We start from the raw sequence: 18,698 nt of genomic DNA, 5'->3' as shown, positions 1-18,698 counted from the left end.
CAAGGCTCGTCTGTACAAGACGATGCCTTGTTTCGCTGGCCTGATGCTATTTTAGCTCTGCTGCCAGGTTAGACCAGGGTACTGTTTTAATACCGTAATCCGATACCCATTTCGGTGGGGGAGCTCCTAAATGCTGTCCTGAATGCACAGCGACAACCTTCTTCCCTAATTCAAGGCTTTTTTCGACTTCCCATTTCACCCATTGGCTTTGGGCAGTAGAGTCCGAGATGAAAACGACCGTCACTGACGCTCGGTTGATCCGCTCCGCAATCTTGCGTTTGATGTACTCCGCCTGTTCACTGTTGTAGGCCTCACGAACGGAGTGGTCATTGAACTCAAGGTCATTATTTTCATTTTTTGCTTGAGCCCTGAGCAAATTGACCTCATTCATGTCTTCTGTAGCGAAGCTGATGAACACGTTCCGTTTACCTTCTTGAAGCGCCTCTTTAGCCTTCTGCTCCAGTGATCTCACATCACCCAGCCGACTCCATCCTCCAGAGCTGCTACCGCCCATCGCTGGTCACCTCGAATTTAAACTCGTTGCAAGAAATGCAATTTCCGCAAGGTACCTCGTCACCTATGTGGCAAGAATAGGTACCTGAAATTCCCTTTTCTGCAGCCAAAGCCACCACATCTGGTTTGGTAAAAACAGATAGCGGTGCAAGCACTTTTATTGTTCTACCCATGCATAGCGATATCATGCGTTCCGCTTCGGCAAGAAAGCCAGAGGTCTGATCAGGGAACAAGCTGGTGCTTTCGTGCAACAGCCCAATCGAAATAGCGTCAGCGTTTTTCTGATGTGCATAAGCGGCAGCGGTCAGCAGAAAAAGCATGTTGCGCCCTGGCGTGAATGCATCATCAATGATGTGTAATGAGGTATCGGTCAGGCCTGAACGTATCAATTTGCCAAAACCGCCCAAACTCGCAATTTCAGGCTCTGGAAGGCCCAGCGTCTTCATCGCGACCCGGCAAGCTGCCAGTTCTCGATCGCGTGCACGCTGACCATAATCGACAAATAGAGGGAAAATTTGGAGCCCTTCCTCCTGCGCAAGTTTTGCAACCAGTGTGGAGTCCAGCCCGCCGGAAACGAGAGTGACGATGCTCATACTAAAACAGCCTCCTGCTTTCTATTTGCGACTCGCATGACGATCCAAATTGCCCAGTCTAGTAGGCCCACGGAGCAATCCAGCTGTCGCGCGTGATCCCGAAGCTTTTTTTCGTGCTTACCGTATTGATTCAAGCCAGATATTGATGTCTGTGCGCCCGAGTAAATCCCTTGGGCAGACATGTAATTGAGCACGTGACGATCCAGTATCGCCAAGTCGTAGGTCACCCCGCAGTTGCGCAGGAACATACTGGCCTGTTTCGGCCCGACACCGTTGGCATGAGCAACCAGCCAGGTACGAGCATCATTGGCATCACCACTGATCAATGACTTGAGCGAACCTCCTGCGTTGCTAACAGCTGCTCGGGTGGCTGCTAGCTGTTCGGCTCTTGCCTTGGGAAATCGGTAGTTGCGCTTCATACCATCGACGTCCAGCGGCTCACGAAGGAGTTCGTACAGACAAAGGCTTAAGCGATCAACGTCCTGATCACCGTCACGAAGCAGCCCTTGCTGATCGATTGCATCTGCGGCAGCCATCGCTAGGGAATAGGGGACTTGACTGCTCAGGATGCAGCATGAGAGCTCCCACCAAAGGTGGCGTTCATTGGAGACTACGCCCACCTCAATACGCGAGCGAATGTCTGGGCAGACCGCAGAGACGGCCCTCGACAGCGCTTCAGGGGAATAGGTGGTCATGTAAAAATCTCCGGGAACAGCTTTTTCAGGTCTTCTGAGGTGAAGGCGTTCATAACGCCCAGTGCAAACAGTCGTGCGTCGTTTGTCGAGATGAAGTCACGCATGTCGCGGCCAAACTCTTTATAATACTCCAGATTATAAAGGGCGACCCGTCCCGCATATTCAATCTCAGGTGTAGCGTCCACCAGATCGAGGAATTGCGTGCGGGTAGCTTTATCTTGAAAGAAATCGAAATGCTGAAAGTGGTGCAGACGGCCTTGGACGGGATCCACCGCAAATCGGCACCACTCGAGGCCGTCGAATGTATCGGCGCCGGCGGCCACCAGTACTGCGATGCTCCACGGGTTCCCTGTTCCCAACAAATGGATCGGTTGGTAGTAGGGTAGGCAATCTAGCTCCTTTCGGAGCATTTTCATCGTTTTAGCTCGCATTGCCAGACCCGCGCCCAGCTCTCTCTCTGGAAGTGCGATGACCAGGGGGCGAAGTTGTTTGGACACTTCTCTGACGATTTCGGGAAGCCTCGCTAAGCCTTCCTCGCCCTGATCTACATGGATGATGGGAAATACAGGAGAAGGAGTGAATTTTGAATCCCGTTTTACAGCAGAGATGATTTGCTCAATCGCCTCTCGTGGATCGCTGCTAGGGTTCATTTCATCAAAACTGAAGGCCCAGTCATGCGGAGTGTCCTTCAACGCCTTGTGGAAGTCTTTTGGCTTCCAATGCTCGTCCTCCAAGCGCTGAGCCTCATAATTCCCCGAATCGATTAGCACAAGTCCTCCATTGTCACGGTAGGATTTGATGTGGCTGATCATCTGGACGCGGTTGGCCGAGTTCACGAGATCATAGGCTGAAACGAGAATCGAGGAGGTGCTATGTGCTTTAAGCACTTTCAGCGCATCAACCGGATCAAACTGGGTTTCGTGCGAGGACACAGACATAAATATGTTGGGAATTGGCAGCTTTCCACCCGCTAAGACCTGGATTCGCTCCTGCTCGCGTCCTTCGACGACGGTTCCAATTTTCGTATGCAGAAGCTTCATGCCAGGATGTTCAGCCTCACCGTTCCACTGACGAAAATCGATGCTGCTATAGTGGCCGTATGGGTAGGGGGCGTCACTGTCGTCCAGCTCCAAGGGGATAATGATTTTATTGTACTTTTCCCCTAATCTCAGCTCCTCTGTCACAGCCGGCTTGTCGGCATAAACCGAATAAAGCGCGACGATGCACTTCGTTTTCGCGAGGTTTATTTTTATGGCGCGATTGTAGTCACCGACGATGTGGTCGTCCCACCACACCTTCCAACGACGGGCGAGAAGGTCGTACACCTTCTGGGCTGTTTCACGATTTTCTCGTGCATAAATAATGTATACATCGGACATGGGGCGATCAGGTCTCGGCTAATTACATTCCATTGCATGACCCAGAGGGTGATGCCTCAAGTTCGTTACTGCTTTTCTATTTTTTTTGATTTAGCTGCCCAAGCAGTCAAGTACATTGCCGTAGTGAAGTCGTCAGTAATCCAGTCGCTATCGGCTATGGAGGTCGGTGTGTCGGCACGTTCATGCAGTGTCACGAGAGGTACGGCGGTGGCCTTGGCAACCTGTATGCGAGCCAGAGATTCGAGTGACAAGCCATCATCAATAACCAGTATTGCGCTAGCGCTCGTATTGTTCGATCCGAACTCAAGCTCGGGGCAACGCACGTCCATCCCCAGCTCGCGTAATGCGAATCGGGCTTCCTCCATTACAAAACGTTGCCCTAGCGTTTCAGTCGCTCCCTCAAGGGAAACTGAACCACCCGCCGACCCGGAAACTGGCAGCAGTCGCGACATCAGGGCTCGGTCGAACCCAAAGTTTCGGGTTTCGCAATATAGAGAGACTGAGCGAGAGGCTAGGTCAGCTGCTTTTGCAGCCTCAATGCCTTCTTGGGCCCAATGGAGTGCGAACATAGCGCTGAATACGTCACCCGTTCCTATCTTAAATACCCTGGAAGAGCGATATGCCGGGATGTGGGAGGAGTGCCCCGAGCGCTCATAAACTATTGCCCCGCGAGTGCCACCTTTAACTACCACGATCGCAGCGCCTTGCTTCTTCATGAGCTCAGCGGCTGCTTTATCCTGTTCGGCAACTCCGGTCGCGTGCTGCAACTCCAGCTCATTCAACACGACTGCAAGTTCGTTGGCCGTCGATCCATTGGCTGCAAAAGTCTGGGGATTACGCCATGTCTGAGGGTCGTAGACAGCACGGTTGGCTTTCACGACAGCGTCCCCCTCAAGGAAGCCGAAACGCAGCACTGCTTCACCTGAAACGTTGACTGAAGGTTGACGCTCAATGTGGGGGCGGGCGGGTTGTATGTAAGGCACAGAGAGCGGATGAAAATAGGCAAAGGCGATCGGCGACGGTCGTGAGGTGATGCTCAAACGTATGCCTTGATTACGCAGAGCGGCGAGAGCCAGTTGGTCAGACGGTGAGGCATACGTGTGCAGTTCGACATCTGAACAATGGGCTGCGACGGCGGCAGCCGCGCGGGCTCCGGAGCCGAAAGTTGCGTCCCAAAATGGCATGTCGCAGAGCTCACGGTAAAGACCACCAGCAATTTGCATTCCTTTGCCCCTAGCCTGCGTGCTGAAAGGACTTCAGCAGTCGCGCCATCCACTTGCCAATTCGTCTGGGCGCTGAATTTCCCCGTAAACACATACTGTCGGCATTTGGACGTTGATATTATCGGCGCGAAGACAAAATGCCATCAATCCTGTCTTAACTCAACATCTGCCCGCTGATCGAGGGTTGAAGGCTTGCGCTTTCGAGTGGGTTCGGAAAAAAGCGACGGAATAGTCCGACCTGTCACTACAAACTGACAAATATGGTCTAGGTCTGCTATCGACTTCATCAGCTCTTGCTGTGGAGCGGGGCATTAAATCTGGAGACTACCAGCGAGGCGATCTGGGCGGCCCCGGCCCGACTGTGCCCATGGTGCGGCGGATCGACTAGCGTTGTGCCAGGCGTCGTTAAAGGTGTTGGCATGACTCCGGTGCAAGAAATGGCCGGGCAGACTGTCAATCTGCCCTACTCTGAGAGTGAATATCTGTAACCTTCTGTAGCTACTGCGTGAGCTCTCGCAGACGAACAGAAAGTGCAGTACTCAGCAACGTGAGTTGATCGTTGCTATATCGGATGAATCGGATGTGACGTAAATCGAAGGGGATATCCGCAGGATCGTTGGTCAGAATTATCACTTCTTTGCCCCAAGCGTGTGCTAATCCAAGCTCATAGAAAACGTTAGCATTTTTTTCAGAACAGTCGAAAATTACAACACATGACCTATCAATGAGATTCGCCACGTCATCGATAACCGCTGGATTTTCCCAAATGTTATCGGCGCGGGTGCATGCCAGTCCGACTCCCAGACAGGCGCCTTGGATTGCATGGAATACTGTTGTGTATGCCGAAGCAAAAGGCATCATCACCGAAACCAGGTGCGGATCTACTTGGGGATGAGCTGGAAGCCTGAAGACCGTCGGAGCTCTGGTTGCTTGTCTCAGTTCCGTGTGGATGACCCGGTAGAGGTCTACATCCTTTAATGCCCAATGACCCCGATTGAACTCTGTCAGTCCGCGCCCGGATGTTGAGATATGTAGGTTGCGCGACAGACGATGAATTTCAGCTTGTGGGATTGGCGGCGTGCCTCGCTCAAAGACGACCTCGAATTCAACATCTTTGCCAACTATTCTCGGGTTTAGAACTCTGCCTACATGTGCAAATTGCGGCTCATGTCCTTGATCTTCTTGAACGAACAATGCCGGTTGATTTTGAAGTGCTGAAAAGTCTGGTCCTGCAGCGGTAGTGAATGCGTTTCGAATGACCTCGTCGGTGTACTCAAAAAGCCGCTCGGATCTCATTGAGTTAAGGCCTTCTGTCCAAGGGCCGTATCGCATGATGAAGTTATACATCTCAAATCCTTTTATTGGCGTGTTGGCGGCGAGCGATGACCGGTGAGCTATAGCCTGACCGATTCTATCAGCGTGGCCGGAACCTGTAGGAAAGAGTCTATGGGTCACAGCTGAGGCGGTAGGCGGCCATTAGATTCGGCGAGCGTCAATGAGGTTGTAGCCTCCCAATCAACCAGTTTTGATGCCTTAGATTGTATTTCACGTTTGAGATTTGTTTTTCCCGCCAAACGCTCCGATCCAGCGATCTTTGATCGCGCCGATCGGAGGGTTCACCCGCTATTTCTCGAAGCCACCTCGTTCCACCCTCCCATCTCAAATTTTTGATTAGCGCCACGACTTTGTTTATCCCTCAGTAATTGGCCGTGATCTCTATCGAGTGTCGTGCAATCCCATAGCGTCAGAGTGGAGCTTGTCGTGGTGCTATGGCTAGAGAGATGGCGACACCGGCGACACCGGCGACAGCCCACGTCGGACGGGCCCTGACGCGTGGCGACAAAAGTGGCGACAGTCGCCGCTTTGTGGGCGCTTTGGCCGGGATGCTTGACCACCTTTCCGAGTGGGTATAAAAATTGGCGCACGGATCGCTGTCGTTGACAGCGGCAGCCCAGGTAGCCAGAACCTTCAAGGCTACGCCACTTGCGTGGTGGTTCTCCCGAAGTGCGATTAGCGTCCGGCGGCTCGCACGATCACTCCCCAAGAGTGGTGGATGCCTACTCGACTTATCTGTCCATTGCGGCAGACGATGGACCTACCTCGCTGCGTTGCAGCAACCTCACCTCTCGACGCACTTCGCTGCGCCATACCGCGCCCGTCTCTTTCTTCCGGAAAGAGACGGGCGCTCGTACTACTGCTGCAAGTCACGTTGTACAGGGCATTGCCGCAACTCTCCTCGTGACAATCGGCCTGACAAATCCGATTCGTCGCCATCCGTAACGACACAGGCACCGGTGCCGCAGCCTTTGGAAAGACTGCACCTGACTGACAGTCAGGCATGCCCCAGGTGTCCATGTCTTTGCCTTCCCCCACCCATGATCTCCAGGTGCCGAACTCGTCAGTCGGCACAGCCTCCGCCCGCCCGCATCTTCGGATGCGCCAAGGAGGCAAGATTCATGGGTTCATGCCCTCGCTCCCGGCCGTAAGGAGCCGTACGTTCCGCGTCAGTGAGCACCTCACAGGCCGCAGGGGCCTTGATCCCTGATAACACTCAACAGCCGTGGCGGGAGTACGTGAGGACAGCCAGCAATTACCGAGGAGAGGGCCCATGCAGCAGTTAGATCCGAAGCTTGAACTACCACGATCCCCTCGACCGTTAATCGAGTCGACCCCCGTGGTCGAGCCTTACCCGGTCCAGGCGTTGGGTGGAATTCTCGGGCCAGCAGTCGAGCGCATGGCCGAGGTCGTCGGCGTGCCCCAGGCACTGGCTGCACAATCGGTCTTGGCTGCCTCGGCGCTGGCCACTCAAGGTCATGCGGGCTTACAGCTCGACGGGAGGAATTATCCCCTGTCGCTGTACCTGATCACGGTGGCCGCGTCCGGTGATCGCAAGACCGCGGCGGACCGATTTGCATTGCTGCCAGCACGACAATGGGAGCGTGAACAGTGGCAGCGCTACCGCGAACAACTTGCTCGGTACCGTTTCGCACAACGACAGGCGCAGCGTATCAGTCCTGCCGATCCCGACCCCACAAACGGCGTACTGCTCGAAGCGGAGCCCTCGGCCCCTCGGCTGATCACCACGGATCCAACTATCGAGGCGCTGATCAAAGGGCTCTGCCATGACCTACCCAGCATGGGCCTGTTCTGTGACGAAGGAGGACAGTTCCTCGGCAGTAGCACCATGAGTCGGGATAATCGTTTGAAAGCGGTCACGACCCTGTCGTCACTCTGGGACGGTAGCCCAATTGATCGAGCGCGCTCCATGGCTGGTGAAAGCCTGCGAGCCTTTGACCGGCGCTTGAGCCTGCACCTGATGCTGCAACCGTACTTGGCCATGCAGTTACTCAGTGATCCGTTGCTGCAGGGGCAAGGCATTCTCGGTCGCTGCCTGACGACCTGGCCCACCAGCCTGGCCGGACAACGCAGCTACCAGGCTGTCGACTTGTCCAAAGACGCTGCCCTAAAGCGATATCACCGCCGCCTTTCGGCCTTGTTTCATCAGCCTTGGTCGCTTTCCCCTGACGGGGCCTTGCTTCTAACACCGCTGAACCTCAGTCCGCTGGCCCGCCGTCGCTGGATTGATCTGCATGACGCCATAGAAGCCCAGTTGGGTGAGTTTGGGGAACTGGCTAGTGTGCGGCCCAGCGGCTCGAAGGCCGCCGACAACCTGCTGCGCGTCGCCGGCATTTTGGCCGTGGTGGAGGAGAGCAGTGTCGTGGAGGTCGACCATATCCAACGGGCCTCAACCTTAGTTGGCTACTACCTCACCGAGATCCAGCGCCTGACCGAACAGGAACCGGTGTGCCGGGTAAAGGAAGAGGCGGACCGGCTGCTGCGCTGGCTGCAGGTCAAGGATTGGAAGCGCTTCAGTATTAGAGACCTGAATCGCAATGGTCCCCGCTTTGCCCGTAAGAGCAGTCGTCATGCCGCCAAGCTGTTGGTCGAGTTGATTGATCATCAGTGGCTCATCACTGACGGCCACACCTTCGAGGTGCGCCATGTTCAATCTTGATGAAGCGTTGCGTAACCATCTGGCTCAGCGCCAAAAAGAGCCAAAAACGCGGTTTGTCGCCGCTAGTGTCGCCACTTTGTCGCCACGCCCAAAACCAGGCAGGACAAGGGGTGTCGCCGCTGTCGCCGGTGTCGCCACCACACGTAAAACTATCACCTCGACGACAGCCATCATTCAGTGGTTGAAAGAGGAGGGCGCGCATCTCTACGTCACCGACAACACGCTGTGTTTTCGCCCGACTGATTGGGCCCAGTTCGCCATCGTGAGTGCGAACTGGAGAGCCCTTTTGCATGATCTCGCTGCAGTCGATCAGGAGCAGAAAAATGGCTCGGGTCGGTAAGCGAGCGGGGCGTAATTTTGGCTTCGGTCGTCAGCTTAGCTATGCCGGACCGCAAGCACTGAAAGATCTTTTTGGCGACGGCCATTTTGCTACCGTCAAAGCCCATAGCGATCGCTGGCAGGCATTCGTGCAATGGTGTCGATCCGAGGAGGGACCGGGACTCAACGACGCGCAACAGATCGACCGTGAGATCCTCATGCGGTACGCCCTCCATATGCGCGAGCAGGTTGATCAGGGCAAGGTCGGCATCGCCACCGCGCAGAACCGTCTGTCCAGTGTGAACCGAACGATGGCTGCGCTGCGCGGTGATCAGTACGTCAAAATCCCCAGTCCGAGCAAGGCGCTGGGCTTGCAGCGCTCAAGCGTTCGTAGTGAGGCACCGCAAGGCCAAGACCGTGTGCAGGTCAGGCTGATTGCGCAAGCGCTGGCAGATCGTCAGCTGGAGAGGGTGAGTGCCATTGTGCTCCTTGCACGGGAGACCGGTATGCGCCTGCGTGAAGCGATCTTGGCCGACCTGCCGCGCCTGCAACGAGAGGCTCAGCGACTGGGAAAGATCAATATCCAAGATGGCACCAAAGGTGGTCGATCAGGGGCATCGGCGCCGCGCTGGATTATGGTCACGGATCAAGTTCGCAACGCCCTGGATATAGCCTGCGAGGCGTCACCCAGTGGCAGTCGGAATTTGTTGGCGCCCGCTGAACGCTACAAAGACTTCATACAAAAAGTCGTGCGACCGGCACGCCACCTCCTCCATGAGCATGGATTGAAAGGCTTTCATGAGCTGCGGGCGGCTTACGCCTGTGAGCGCTATGAGCAACTGACTGGCTTCGATACACCTGTCAATGGCGGTCGTGGTCATCGAGAAGATCGAGAGCTTGATCAGCGTGCACGACAGCAGATCAGCCATGAATTGGGACATAACCGCATCGATGTGGTGAGTGCTTACATCGGAGGTCGGCGATGACGTCCGAGTTCGACATAGCGTTGTTTCTGCGCCCCGTGCTCAGAGGTGCACATGCCACGCGGCAGCGGCACATCAGGCAAGCAGAAAGGATGCACGAGGTGATTCGTGAACGTTGGGGTTGCGCGACTCCCTGGTCCTGGAGAGAAAAGCACGTGAGATGGTTTCTGGAGTACTATTTGCGATGCTCAGCCCCAGCTACCATCTACTACTACGAGTTAACAGCAGGGTTGGTCCGCCGTAGAAAGGCAAAAGTCGTGGTTGCCTGATGGACCTTTAAGCGTGAGCCCCTGAGTATGGGAATGCGGAGCCTTCCCATACTCAGGGGCTTGGCTGAAAGCGCAGCCATGCGAGAGGTTTATCCACAGTCGTCAATCCTGTCGCCTACTGCACGACATGGATTGTACCGGCGTCGCGTACTTTGGATGCTCAGCGAATCGGTACGACGTTGCGGTCCCTGCCTTGATTGATGGCAGATGCCGAAAGGCTGCCAGTGGCCGCTTTTTGGATATGTTCACTCCACCAGGCCATCATCGGACGCCGGCGTTCGATGTAGTCCGCCCGGTTGTAGGCGCTACGAACTTCGTCCTTGTCGACATGCGCCAGTGCGACCTCAATTAGTTCCGGATCCCAACCATGCTCATTCAGGATGGTGCTGGCCATGGAGCGCATGCCGTGGCTGACCAGCCGGTCTTGGAAGCCCATACGTTTCAACGCCATGTTGGCAGTCTGGCTGTTGGCGTGGGTGCGGGGATTTCGGTCTGCCGGGAACACGTACTCTCTGTGTCCGCTGTGGGACTTGAGTGCCTCCAGCAGTGCGAGTGCCTGTTCAGACAACGGGATGGTATGTGGACGACGCTTTTTCATGCGCTCCGGGGGGATGGTCCAAATACGCCTGTCGAAGTCGATGTCCGCCCATCGTGTGGTTGCCGCTTCGGCTGGACGGGTCATGGTGTGCAACTGCCATTCGATCAGGCAGCGGGTCGTTCTTTTGATGGCTGCGTTGGCGATTTCCAGCATGAGCTCGGGTAGCTCATCAGGGTGGAGTGAAGCCATGTTCTGTTTCTTGGGTTTCTTGAACACTGCGCGAATGCCGCTGAGGGGGTTCGCAAAGATCAGTCCTGAATTGACCCCGTAGGTCATGATCTCATTGAGCCGTTGGCTCAGTCGCTTCACTGTCTCGAGACTGCCTTTAGCTTCTATTGGGCGAAGCAGTTCGATGACCATCGGTGCGCTGATTTTTGAGAGCGGCGTTGTTTTCAGGTCTGGAAACACATGTAGCGTGAGCGAGCGCCAGATGTCTTCGGCGTACGCCGGCGTGACGGAGTCCTTCTTCAGCTCGAACCAGGCGGTGGCCACGTTTTCAAACGTGTGTTCCGTCTCCGCTCGTTTGGCTTCGTCCTGTGCATTGCGTTGCACCTTGGGATCAATGCCTTGTGCAAGCAGCTCGCGTGCTTCCACCACTTTCTTCCTGGCGTTCGCTAGCGAGAGCTCTGGGTATGTGCCCAGCCCCATATTGATACGGTTTTTGGTTACCGGCTCGCGGTAGTTGAAGTTCCACAGCATCGAGCCATTGCTCCTGACTCGGAGCTGGAGGCCGTCACCATCGCTGAGGACGTAATCCTTGTCTTTTGCCTTGACTGCCTTGAGCTGGCGGTCGGAAAGGCGAAGGGCTGGAGCAGGCATGAGAGCTACCTCTGACACCGTTTTGGTATTCCAAAAAATAGCACCGGATGGCTTGGAATACCATTTGGAATACCCAAACGGCTGGAACTCAAAAAACCTTTCCAGCGCCCAGTAGCGCTTAAACCCTTGATTTTGCTGGATTTCAGGCACAAAAAAAGACGTCCGTGGACGTCTTTAGATGATGAAGTGGTGGAGCCGGGGGGATTTGAACCCCCGTCCGCCAGTACTCCGCTGTCGGTACTACATGCGTAGCCGTGTCTATTAAGTTAACCCTTGGCGACCCGACGGGCAGGGTGCTTTGGGCGAGTTGTGTAAGTTTTAGCCGCTTCGTCCACAACGTACTGCACGGCGATTCTGTTCTATATGACAATCATTTTGGGTTTACAGACATCCCCTGATGATTGCTGGGCCCGAAGGCACCAGGAGTGCATGTCAGCTGCAATTAAGCAGCGAGAGCAGCACCGTATTGGTCGTCATTGGCAACTATAAGAAGTTGCAACAGTGGATTTACGAGTTCTGTTACCAACTCGGCATGCACCTAAAGTTTCGCAACCGGCGTCGAATCCTAAACGGCCCCGTGCTTGTAACTCGTTGTTTCATAGTGAGTGACAAGCCTGTGCAGTGTACGCCAAACGGTCACGGAAGGCCAACCCGAAGGTTGGCACATTCGTTCACTGACCGCCTTTCTCGCTATTTTGCAGGTCCTGAAGCGCCTTGGAGGTGATCTCGATGCACTTCTTGTCATCACCGGCCGCATGGGCTGCTTTGGCTTGAGCCACCGCCGTGTCGATTTCACCGCTTTTGCCGCTGGTGTCGGTGGCGAGCAGTGCCTTGCCGTTGTTGATTTTATCCAGGTTGATCTGGCACAGGTCTTTGTCACCGGCAGCGAAAGCGGAAGGGGCCAGCATCGCAGCGGTAATGAACAAGCCAGCAAGAGCGGAACGCTTCATTGGGTATCTCCTTGCGAAAAAAAGCTGGACGCTGCTGGCGTTCGACGGCTGCCAGCGACATCAGTGAAGGCCTCGTTTGTCGAGGCCTGTTCAGATGACTACGCCGGCGCGCAGGGGTTCTGTTTTTTTGCAGGGTTTAATGGACGCGGGCCTGGGTTACCCGGTCCACCAAGTAGACCAGCCCGTGGTAATCAATGCCGCCGTGCTGGCTCAGGCCGATCTCGCAGGTGCGGCTGGTGGAAATGCCTTCGCTGCAAAATTGCACCGCATCCTTGAGCGACCGCAGCGAATGGGCATTGAGTTCCGGCGTGGTGAAGCCCTTGTCACCGGCAAAGCCGCAGCAGTGAATGCCCTCCGGGACGATCACGGTACTGGCGCAACGTCGGGCCAGTTCGATCAGCGCCTGGCTTTCGCCCAGATGCTGGGTGCTGCAGGTGACGTGCACCGCGATGGGCGCTTCCTGTGGTGTGAAATCGAGACGGTCGATGAGGTGCGTGCGGATAAACCGCACCGGGTCATAGAGGTCCAGGCGGGTTTCGCCCAGATCCTGTACCAGGCGCAGGGTGCAGGGGCTGGTGTCGCAGTAGATGGGGTCCAGCCCGCCGCGACTGGCGTGGAGCAGGGCGCCGATCAGTTCCTGACGCTTGTGCTCGGCCTGTTCGGCATAACCTTTGGAAGCGAACGGCTGACCGCAGCACAGGTTGTCCTGATTTTCTGGGATAACCACTTGGTAACCGGCTTTTTCCAGCAGGCCACGGGTTTTGTCGTACAGCGACATCTGCTCCTTGTCACCGGCTGCCGGGCCCATTGTCCGTGACACGCAGGCTGCCAGGTAGACCACGCGAGGTCGTTCGTCAGTGACCGGTGGGCTGAAACGAATGGCTTTTTCCGGCTGCGGCATGGCCGGGGTCCACTGAGGGATTTGCCCTTTGGACAGACGTGTTGCTGCGCCGGACAGTTTGGCCAGGCGCGGTGCCCCCAGCAGCATGCGGGCGCCATTGGCGACATGCAGGGTAAAGCGCGCGCCTTGCAACGCAGTGGCGAAATGGGTGGCGAGCCATTCGGCGGTTTTCGTACGGTCGGCGTCCCTTGCGCGCAGTTTTTTCACCAGATCGCCGGTATTGATTCCCACAGGACAGCGTTGAGCGCAGAGGCCGGTGGCGGCGCAGGTCTCGATGCCCTGGTAGTGGTAGGCCGCCTCCAGTTCGGTGGTATCGACCCCGGCGCGTTTTTTTGCCTGGATGTCGCGCCAGATCACAATGCGCTGGCGCGGGCTCAGGGTCAGCCCTTTGGATGGGCACACCGGCTCGCAGAACCCGCACTCGATGCATTTATCCACCAGCTCATCGGCGGCGGGCAGCGGCTTGAGGTGCTTGAGATGGATCTGTGGGTCGTCGCTGAGCACCACATCCGGATTGAGAATGCCGCTGGGATCAAGCAGGCGCTTGAGTTGCCACATCAATTGGTAGGCGTCGCGGCCCCATTCCAACTCGACGAACGGCGCCATGTTGCGCCCGGTACCGTGTTCGGCCTTGAGCGAACCGCCGAATTCCACCGCAACCAGCTGGGCGACGTCATCCATGAAGGCTTGATAGCGGGTGACTTCCTCACTGCTGTTGAAGCCTTGGGTGAACACGAAGTGCAGATTGCCTTCCAGCGCGTGTCCGAAAAGGATCGCTTCGTCGTAATGATGTTTGTCAAACAGCGCGATCAGGCGGTTTACGCCTACGGCCAGTTGCTCGACCGGGAACGTCACGTCTTCGATGATCACGGTGGTACCGGTCTTGCGCACAGCACCGACGGCGGGGAAGGTGTCTTTACGAATCGCCCACAAACGTGCGTTTTCCACGGGGTCTTCGGTGAAGTCGACCTGTTTTTCCACCGGGAAGCGGGCCAGGGAGGCCATGATCAGGACGAGCTGTTCCTGCAGCAATGAGGACGTTGCCGCGCGGGATTCGATCAACAGTGCGCAGGCATTTTCTGAAAGGTGCTGTACGAATGCAGGCATGCCGGGTTTGTTCTGCACCGAGCGCATGCTGCGTCGATCCAGCAGTTCTACGGCCGATACCGGCTGGGTTTTCAGCACGGTGACGGCGTTGCAGCAAGTTTCCACATCCGGAAAAACAATCAGTGCCGACGCCTTGTTCGGATGATCGACCACAGTGTCGTAGGTGACCGCGCTGATAAACCCCAGGGTGCCCTCGGAGCCCACCAGCAAGTGGCTGAGAATCTCCAGCGGGTCGTCAAAGTCCACCAAGGCGTTAAGTGACAGGCCTGTGGTGTTTTTCAGACGGTATTTGTGGCGAATTTTGGCGGCCAACTCGGTATTTGCCCGCGTCTCGCGTCCCAGTGTCGCCAGGCGGTCCAGCAGTGCGCCATGCTGCGTGCGAAAGGCGCTGACGCTGGCAGGGTCTTCCGTGTCGAGGCGGCTGCCGTCGGCCAGTACAAGACGGATGCCGGCCAGGGTGTGGTAGGTGTTTTGCGCCGTGCCGCAGCACATGCCGCTGGCGTTGTTGGCGACAATGCCGCCGATCTTGCAGGCGTTGATGGAGGCCGGGTCCGGACCGATCTTGCGCCCGAACGGCGCCAGCCAGGCGTTGGCCTGGGCGCCGATCACGCCGGGTTGCAGGCGGATCTGCGTGCCTTGGCCACGAATTTCGCGACCGTTCCAGTTATCGCCCAGCACGATCAGTACCGAGTCGCTGATCGCTTGCCCGGACAAACTGGTGCCGGCGGCACGAAAGGTGACGGGTACTTGGTCGCGTTGGGCCCATTGCAGCAACGTCACGACTTCGTCTTCAGACTCTACGCGGATCACCAGTTGTGGGATCAATCGATAAAAACTGGCGTCTGTGCCGAATGCGAGGGTAGAAAGCGGGTCGTCGAAGCGTCGACTCTTCGGAATCAGCCGTGCGACATCAGTCAGGAAAGCGGTAGGCAGACTCATCAGTCCTCCAGAAGTAGCTGACGCCGGCGTGATTGTCCGGCGTCGATTCTTACCCTGTTATGTGTAGTCTTCAGTGCACCAGCATACCGGTGAACCAATAAGCCTGAGCCAAGGTGATCAGACCGACGATGGTGGCAAAGAACAGGCTGTGCTTGAGGGTAAAGCGGAACAGATCGGATTCCTTGCCGACCAGGCCGGTGGCGGCGCAGGCCACGGCGATCGACTGCGGCGAGATCATCTTGCCGGTGACGCCACCGCTGGTGTTGGCCGCAACCAACAGCGTGTCGTTAACACCGATCTGGTGCGCGGTGGTGGCCTGCAGCGAGCTGAACAGTGCGTTGGACGAAGTATCGGAGCCTGTCAGAAAAACCCCCAGCCAGCCGAGGAAAGGCGAGAAGAACGGGAAAGCCGCCCCGGTGCCCGCCAACACCAGCGCCATGGTCGACGACATGCCGGAATAGTTGGTGACGAAGGCAAACGCCAGCACCATGCCAATCGACAGGATCGGCCAGCGCAGTTCGTAAAACGTGTCTTTCAAAGTGGTAAGACCAGTTTTTACGTTGATCTTCAATACCAGCATCGAAATCAGTGCCGAGAAGAAAATCGCGGTGCCGGTGGCTGAAATCGGATCCAGTTTGAACACCGCCGGGATCGCCGTGGGGTTGGTCACAATGGGAGCGACCTTGATCACCAGTTGATCCAGGTGTGGGATCGCGAAGTTGAACACCCAGCTGTACATCGAGCCGCCTGCGGCGAACATGGCCTTGAATGGTTTAAGGGTCCAGATCGTTACCAGCACAGTGAGGATCAGGAAGGGCGACCACGCTTTGAAAATCTGCCCGAGGGTGTAAGGCGATGCGACGGTGCTGCGTGGCTGGCCGAACCCGCCGACGCTGGCGGTTACCGCCGCGCTCGACGTGGCGCCGGCAATTTGCGCGCCTGCGGTGCGCTTGGGCTGCCAGACTTTCAGGAACAGGGTCAGGGCGATCAGGCTGGCGAGCGCCGAGGTGATGTCCGGCAGTTCCGGGCCAATGAAGTTCGAGGTGAAGTATTGGGTGACCGCAAAGCTCAAACCGGCTACCAGGGCTGCCGGCCAGGTTTCGCGCACGCCGCGCAGGCCGTCCATCATAAACACCAGCCAGAACGGCACGAACAGCGACAGCAAAGGCAGTTGACGGCCGGTCATGGCGCCGATCTTGAAAGCGTCGATACCGGTCACTTGGCCTGCCACGATGATCGGGATGCCCAGCGCGCCGAATGCGACGGGGGCGGTGTTGGCAATCAGGCACAGGCCGGCGGCGTACAGCGGGTTGAAACCCAGGCCGACCAGCAGTGCAGCGGTAATGGCCACCGGGGCGCCGAAACCGGCCGCGCCTTCCAGGAAGGCGCCAAAGCAGAAGCCGATCAGCAGCACTTGCAGGCGTTGGTCGTCGGTAATCGACAGAACGGAGCTGCGAATGATCTCGAACTGGCCGCTCTTGACCGTAAGCTTGTAGAGGAACACGGCCGCGACAATGATCCACGCGATGGGCCATAGGCCATAGGCAAACCCGTAACCGGCAGCGGCCAGTGCCATATCGACGGGCATCTGGAAGGCAAAGATTGCCACCAGGATCGACAGTGCCAGGGTAATGCTACCGGCCACGTGCCCTTTGAGGCGGAACACTGCCAGAGCCAGGAAGAAGAATACGATCGGGATGACGGCGGCCAGGGCGGACAGGCCGAGGCTGCCGAGTGGGCTGTAAAGCTGTTGCCAGGTTTGCATATGGGGTGGCCCCTAATTGTTGTTGGTCAGGCACTTTTTAGTCGACTTGGATAATTGGTAATACCAATTTACAATCGCTGTGGGCTAGGTTAAAAGCCTTCAGGGGATGTGTCAATTTGCCGCTTGCGAAACTTTGGTCGTAGGCGAGCGCGGGCGCGCTTCTGATCGGCAGAAACCAAGGCCTTCTGATAGGTGCCGCAAAGGCGGCGATAGGCCAGAATAGAGGGCCCGGCGAAGGGCCGGGATGGTGGAGAGTGAGTTATGGCGTTTGATCAGGTGCGTCAGCGCCGTTTGTCTGACGATATTGTCGAGCAGCTTGAAGGCATGATCCTTGAAGGCACGCTGAAATCGGGTGAGCGCTTGCCGGCTGAGCGCGCGTTGGCCGAGCAGTTCGGCGTGTCGCGCCCGTCGTTACGCGAGGCTATCCAGAAGCTGGTGGCCAAAGGGTTGCTGGTAAGTCGTCAGGGCGGCGGTAATTATGTCGCGGAGTCTCTGGGCTCGACCTTCAGCGATCCGCTTTTGCACTTGCTGGAAAACAATCCTGAGGCGCAGCGTGATTTGCTGGAGTTTCGTCAGACCCTGGAGGCTTCCTGTGCTTACTACGCGGCATTGCGCGCCACTGAGGTCGACCGTGAGCGTCTCACCGCTGCATTTGAAACGCTGCAGGATTGCTACACCCGCGTCGATGAGGTGAGTCGGGCGGAGGAGGGGGCGGCGGATGCGCGGTTTCATCTGGCGATCGCCGAAGCCAGTCATAATGCGGTGTTGCTGCATACGATTCGTGGTTTGTTCGATCTGCTCAAGCGCAACGTGGTGACCAACATCGGCGGCATGTATCAACAGCGTACCGAAACCCGTGACATGCTGATCAATCAGCATCGGGATTTGTACTTGGCGATTATCGAGGGGCGGGCCGAGCAGGCGCGGGAGGTTTCGACACGTCACCTGCTGTATGTGCAGGAAGTGTTGGAGGAAGTGCGTCAGGAGGTTCAGCGCGTGGCGCGTGCGGAGCGACGCAAGGGGATGTAGCCGCGGCGATTGCCGAGGCCACTCGATACAAGGTTATTCTTCCTTGCCCTTGTTGCGAACCGCGCGGTGCAGCTCGCGGTTGGAATCGCGTTCGCGCTCGGTATCGCGCTTGTCGTATTCCTTTTTGCCCTTGCCCAGTGCGATCTCGCACTTGACCAGGTGTTTGCTCCAATACCAGGACAGGCAGACGCAGGCGTAGCCTTTCTGCTGAACGGCTGCGGCAAGCTTGTCCAGCTCGCGAGCGTTAAGCAGCAGCTTGCGGGTGCGCACCGGGTCGGCGATCACATGGGTGCTCGCGGTGGTCAGCGGGGTAATATGGCTGCCTAACAGCCAAGCCTCGCCATCCTTGAGCAGCACATAACTGTCGACCAGCTGCAATTTGCTGGCACGCAGACTTTTTACTTCCCAGCCGGCCAGGACCAGACCAGCCTCGAAACGATGTTCGATGAAGTAATCGTGTCGCGCTTTTTTATTTTGCGCGATGGTCCCTGTGGGGTGTTTCTTTTGTTTAGCCATAGGGGCGGCATTATAGGCAGTTGCGAGCGTGTCGGCTACGGTCAACCTGCGTGCTTGAGCGTGTTGGATGAATCCCGGACAATGCG

At 56.8% G+C, this 18,698-nt stretch carries 16 protein-coding genes and 1 other RNA gene; 5 read left to right on the top strand and 12 right to left on the bottom strand.

Annotated features, from left to right (window positions below; all coding sequences use genetic code 11):
* Positions 1-46: 46 nt before the first annotated feature.
* From PSH94_RS21840 to PSH94_RS21815, 6 genes are all read right to left on the bottom strand, one after another.
* The gene (locus PSH94_RS21840) at positions 47-514 is read right to left on the bottom strand and encodes a TIR domain-containing protein (protein ID WP_305435756.1); all 468 of its coding nucleotides are present in this window, start codon (positions 512-514) and stop codon (positions 47-49) included.
* The gene (locus tag PSH94_RS21835; RefSeq protein ID WP_010427709.1) at positions 504-1,106 is read right to left on the bottom strand and encodes a 7-cyano-7-deazaguanine synthase; all 603 of its coding nucleotides are present in this window, start codon (positions 1,104-1,106) and stop codon (positions 504-506) included. Before PSH94_RS21835 ends, PSH94_RS21840 begins: the two co-directional genes overlap by 11 nt.
* Entirely contained in the window at positions 1,103-1,801 is a 699-nt protein-coding gene (locus tag PSH94_RS21830) for a DNA lyase (RefSeq protein ID WP_305435754.1), read from the bottom strand. Before PSH94_RS21830 ends, PSH94_RS21835 begins: the two co-directional genes overlap by 4 nt.
* Entirely contained in the window at positions 1,798-3,180 is a 1,383-nt protein-coding gene (locus tag PSH94_RS21825; RefSeq protein WP_122737529.1) for a TIR domain-containing protein, read from the bottom strand. The genes PSH94_RS21830 and PSH94_RS21825 overlap by 4 nt, the downstream gene beginning before the upstream one ends.
* A 65-nt stretch (positions 3,181-3,245) precedes the next feature.
* On the bottom strand, positions 3,246-4,403 hold the full coding sequence (locus PSH94_RS21820) for a carbohydrate kinase family protein (protein ID WP_305435752.1): 1,158 nt from the start codon (positions 4,401-4,403) through the stop codon (positions 3,246-3,248).
* 498 nt (positions 4,404-4,901) lie between these two features.
* A complete protein-coding gene (locus tag PSH94_RS21815; protein WP_305435750.1) occupies positions 4,902-5,750 on the bottom strand; it encodes a hypothetical protein in 849 nt (282 codons plus the stop codon).
* Positions 5,751-7,011: 1,261 nt separating this feature from the next.
* Here PSH94_RS21815 and PSH94_RS21810 point away from each other — a divergent pair.
* Genes PSH94_RS21810 through PSH94_RS21795 form a run of 4 tightly spaced genes read left to right on the top strand, consistent with a single transcriptional unit; the run spans position 7,012 to position 9,988 of the window.
* Entirely contained in the window at positions 7,012-8,418 is a 1,407-nt protein-coding gene (locus PSH94_RS21810; RefSeq protein WP_305435749.1) for a YfjI family protein, read from the top strand.
* Positions 8,405-8,758, top strand: a complete 354-nt coding sequence (locus tag PSH94_RS21805; RefSeq protein ID WP_158457365.1) for a hypothetical protein — start codon at positions 8,405-8,407, stop codon at positions 8,756-8,758. The genes PSH94_RS21810 and PSH94_RS21805 overlap by 14 nt, the downstream gene beginning before the upstream one ends.
* Complete coding sequence (locus tag PSH94_RS21800; RefSeq protein ID WP_305437748.1) at positions 8,742-9,722, top strand: integrase domain-containing protein; 981 nt, start codon at positions 8,742-8,744, stop codon at positions 9,720-9,722. The genes PSH94_RS21805 and PSH94_RS21800 overlap by 17 nt, the downstream gene beginning before the upstream one ends.
* Complete coding sequence (locus PSH94_RS21795) at positions 9,719-9,988, top strand: hypothetical protein (RefSeq protein WP_305435746.1); 270 nt, start codon at positions 9,719-9,721, stop codon at positions 9,986-9,988. The genes PSH94_RS21800 and PSH94_RS21795 overlap by 4 nt, the downstream gene beginning before the upstream one ends.
* A 160-nt stretch (positions 9,989-10,148) precedes the next feature.
* Here PSH94_RS21795 and PSH94_RS21790 read toward each other — a convergent pair whose 3' ends face one another.
* From PSH94_RS21790 to PSH94_RS21770, 5 genes are all read right to left on the bottom strand, one after another.
* Complete coding sequence (locus PSH94_RS21790; RefSeq protein ID WP_158457379.1) at positions 10,149-11,405, bottom strand: integrase domain-containing protein; 1,257 nt, start codon at positions 11,403-11,405, stop codon at positions 10,149-10,151.
* Between the two features lie 187 nt (positions 11,406-11,592).
* Positions 11,593-11,982, bottom strand: a transfer-messenger RNA (tmRNA) gene (ssrA, locus tag PSH94_RS21785).
* 94 nt (positions 11,983-12,076) lie between these two features.
* Positions 12,077-12,355: a hypothetical protein gene (locus PSH94_RS21780; RefSeq protein ID WP_181080036.1), complete on the bottom strand. Its 279-nt coding sequence runs from the start codon at positions 12,353-12,355 to the stop codon at positions 12,077-12,079.
* Positions 12,356-12,491: 136 nt separating this feature from the next.
* Positions 12,492-15,302 carry an FAD-binding and (Fe-S)-binding domain-containing protein gene (locus PSH94_RS21775; protein ID WP_305435744.1) on the bottom strand — a complete coding sequence of 937 codons (2,811 nt, stop codon included), beginning with the start codon at positions 15,300-15,302 and terminating at the stop codon, positions 12,492-12,494.
* 70 nt (positions 15,303-15,372) lie between these two features.
* Entirely contained in the window at positions 15,373-17,067 is a 1,695-nt protein-coding gene (locus tag PSH94_RS21770) for a lactate permease LctP family transporter (RefSeq protein ID WP_181080034.1), read from the bottom strand.
* Between the two features lie 261 nt (positions 17,068-17,328).
* Here PSH94_RS21770 and PSH94_RS21765 point away from each other — a divergent pair, with 261 nt between their 5' ends.
* Positions 17,329-18,096, top strand: a complete 768-nt coding sequence (locus tag PSH94_RS21765) for a GntR family transcriptional regulator (protein ID WP_181080033.1) — start codon at positions 17,329-17,331, stop codon at positions 18,094-18,096.
* A gap of 33 nt (positions 18,097-18,129) precedes the next feature.
* On the opposite strand, the gene smpB is transcribed toward PSH94_RS21765, so the two are convergent.
* On the bottom strand, positions 18,130-18,612 hold the full coding sequence (gene smpB, locus PSH94_RS21760; protein WP_024077453.1) for an SsrA-binding protein SmpB: 483 nt from the start codon (positions 18,610-18,612) through the stop codon (positions 18,130-18,132).
* Between the last annotated feature and the right edge of the window lie 86 nt (positions 18,613-18,698).

This window comes from Pseudomonas sp. FP2254 (assembly GCF_030687695.1).
GTDB lineage: Bacteria > Pseudomonadota > Gammaproteobacteria > Pseudomonadales > Pseudomonadaceae > Aquipseudomonas > Aquipseudomonas quebecensis.
This window is presented reverse-complemented; position numbering and strand designations above follow the sequence as displayed.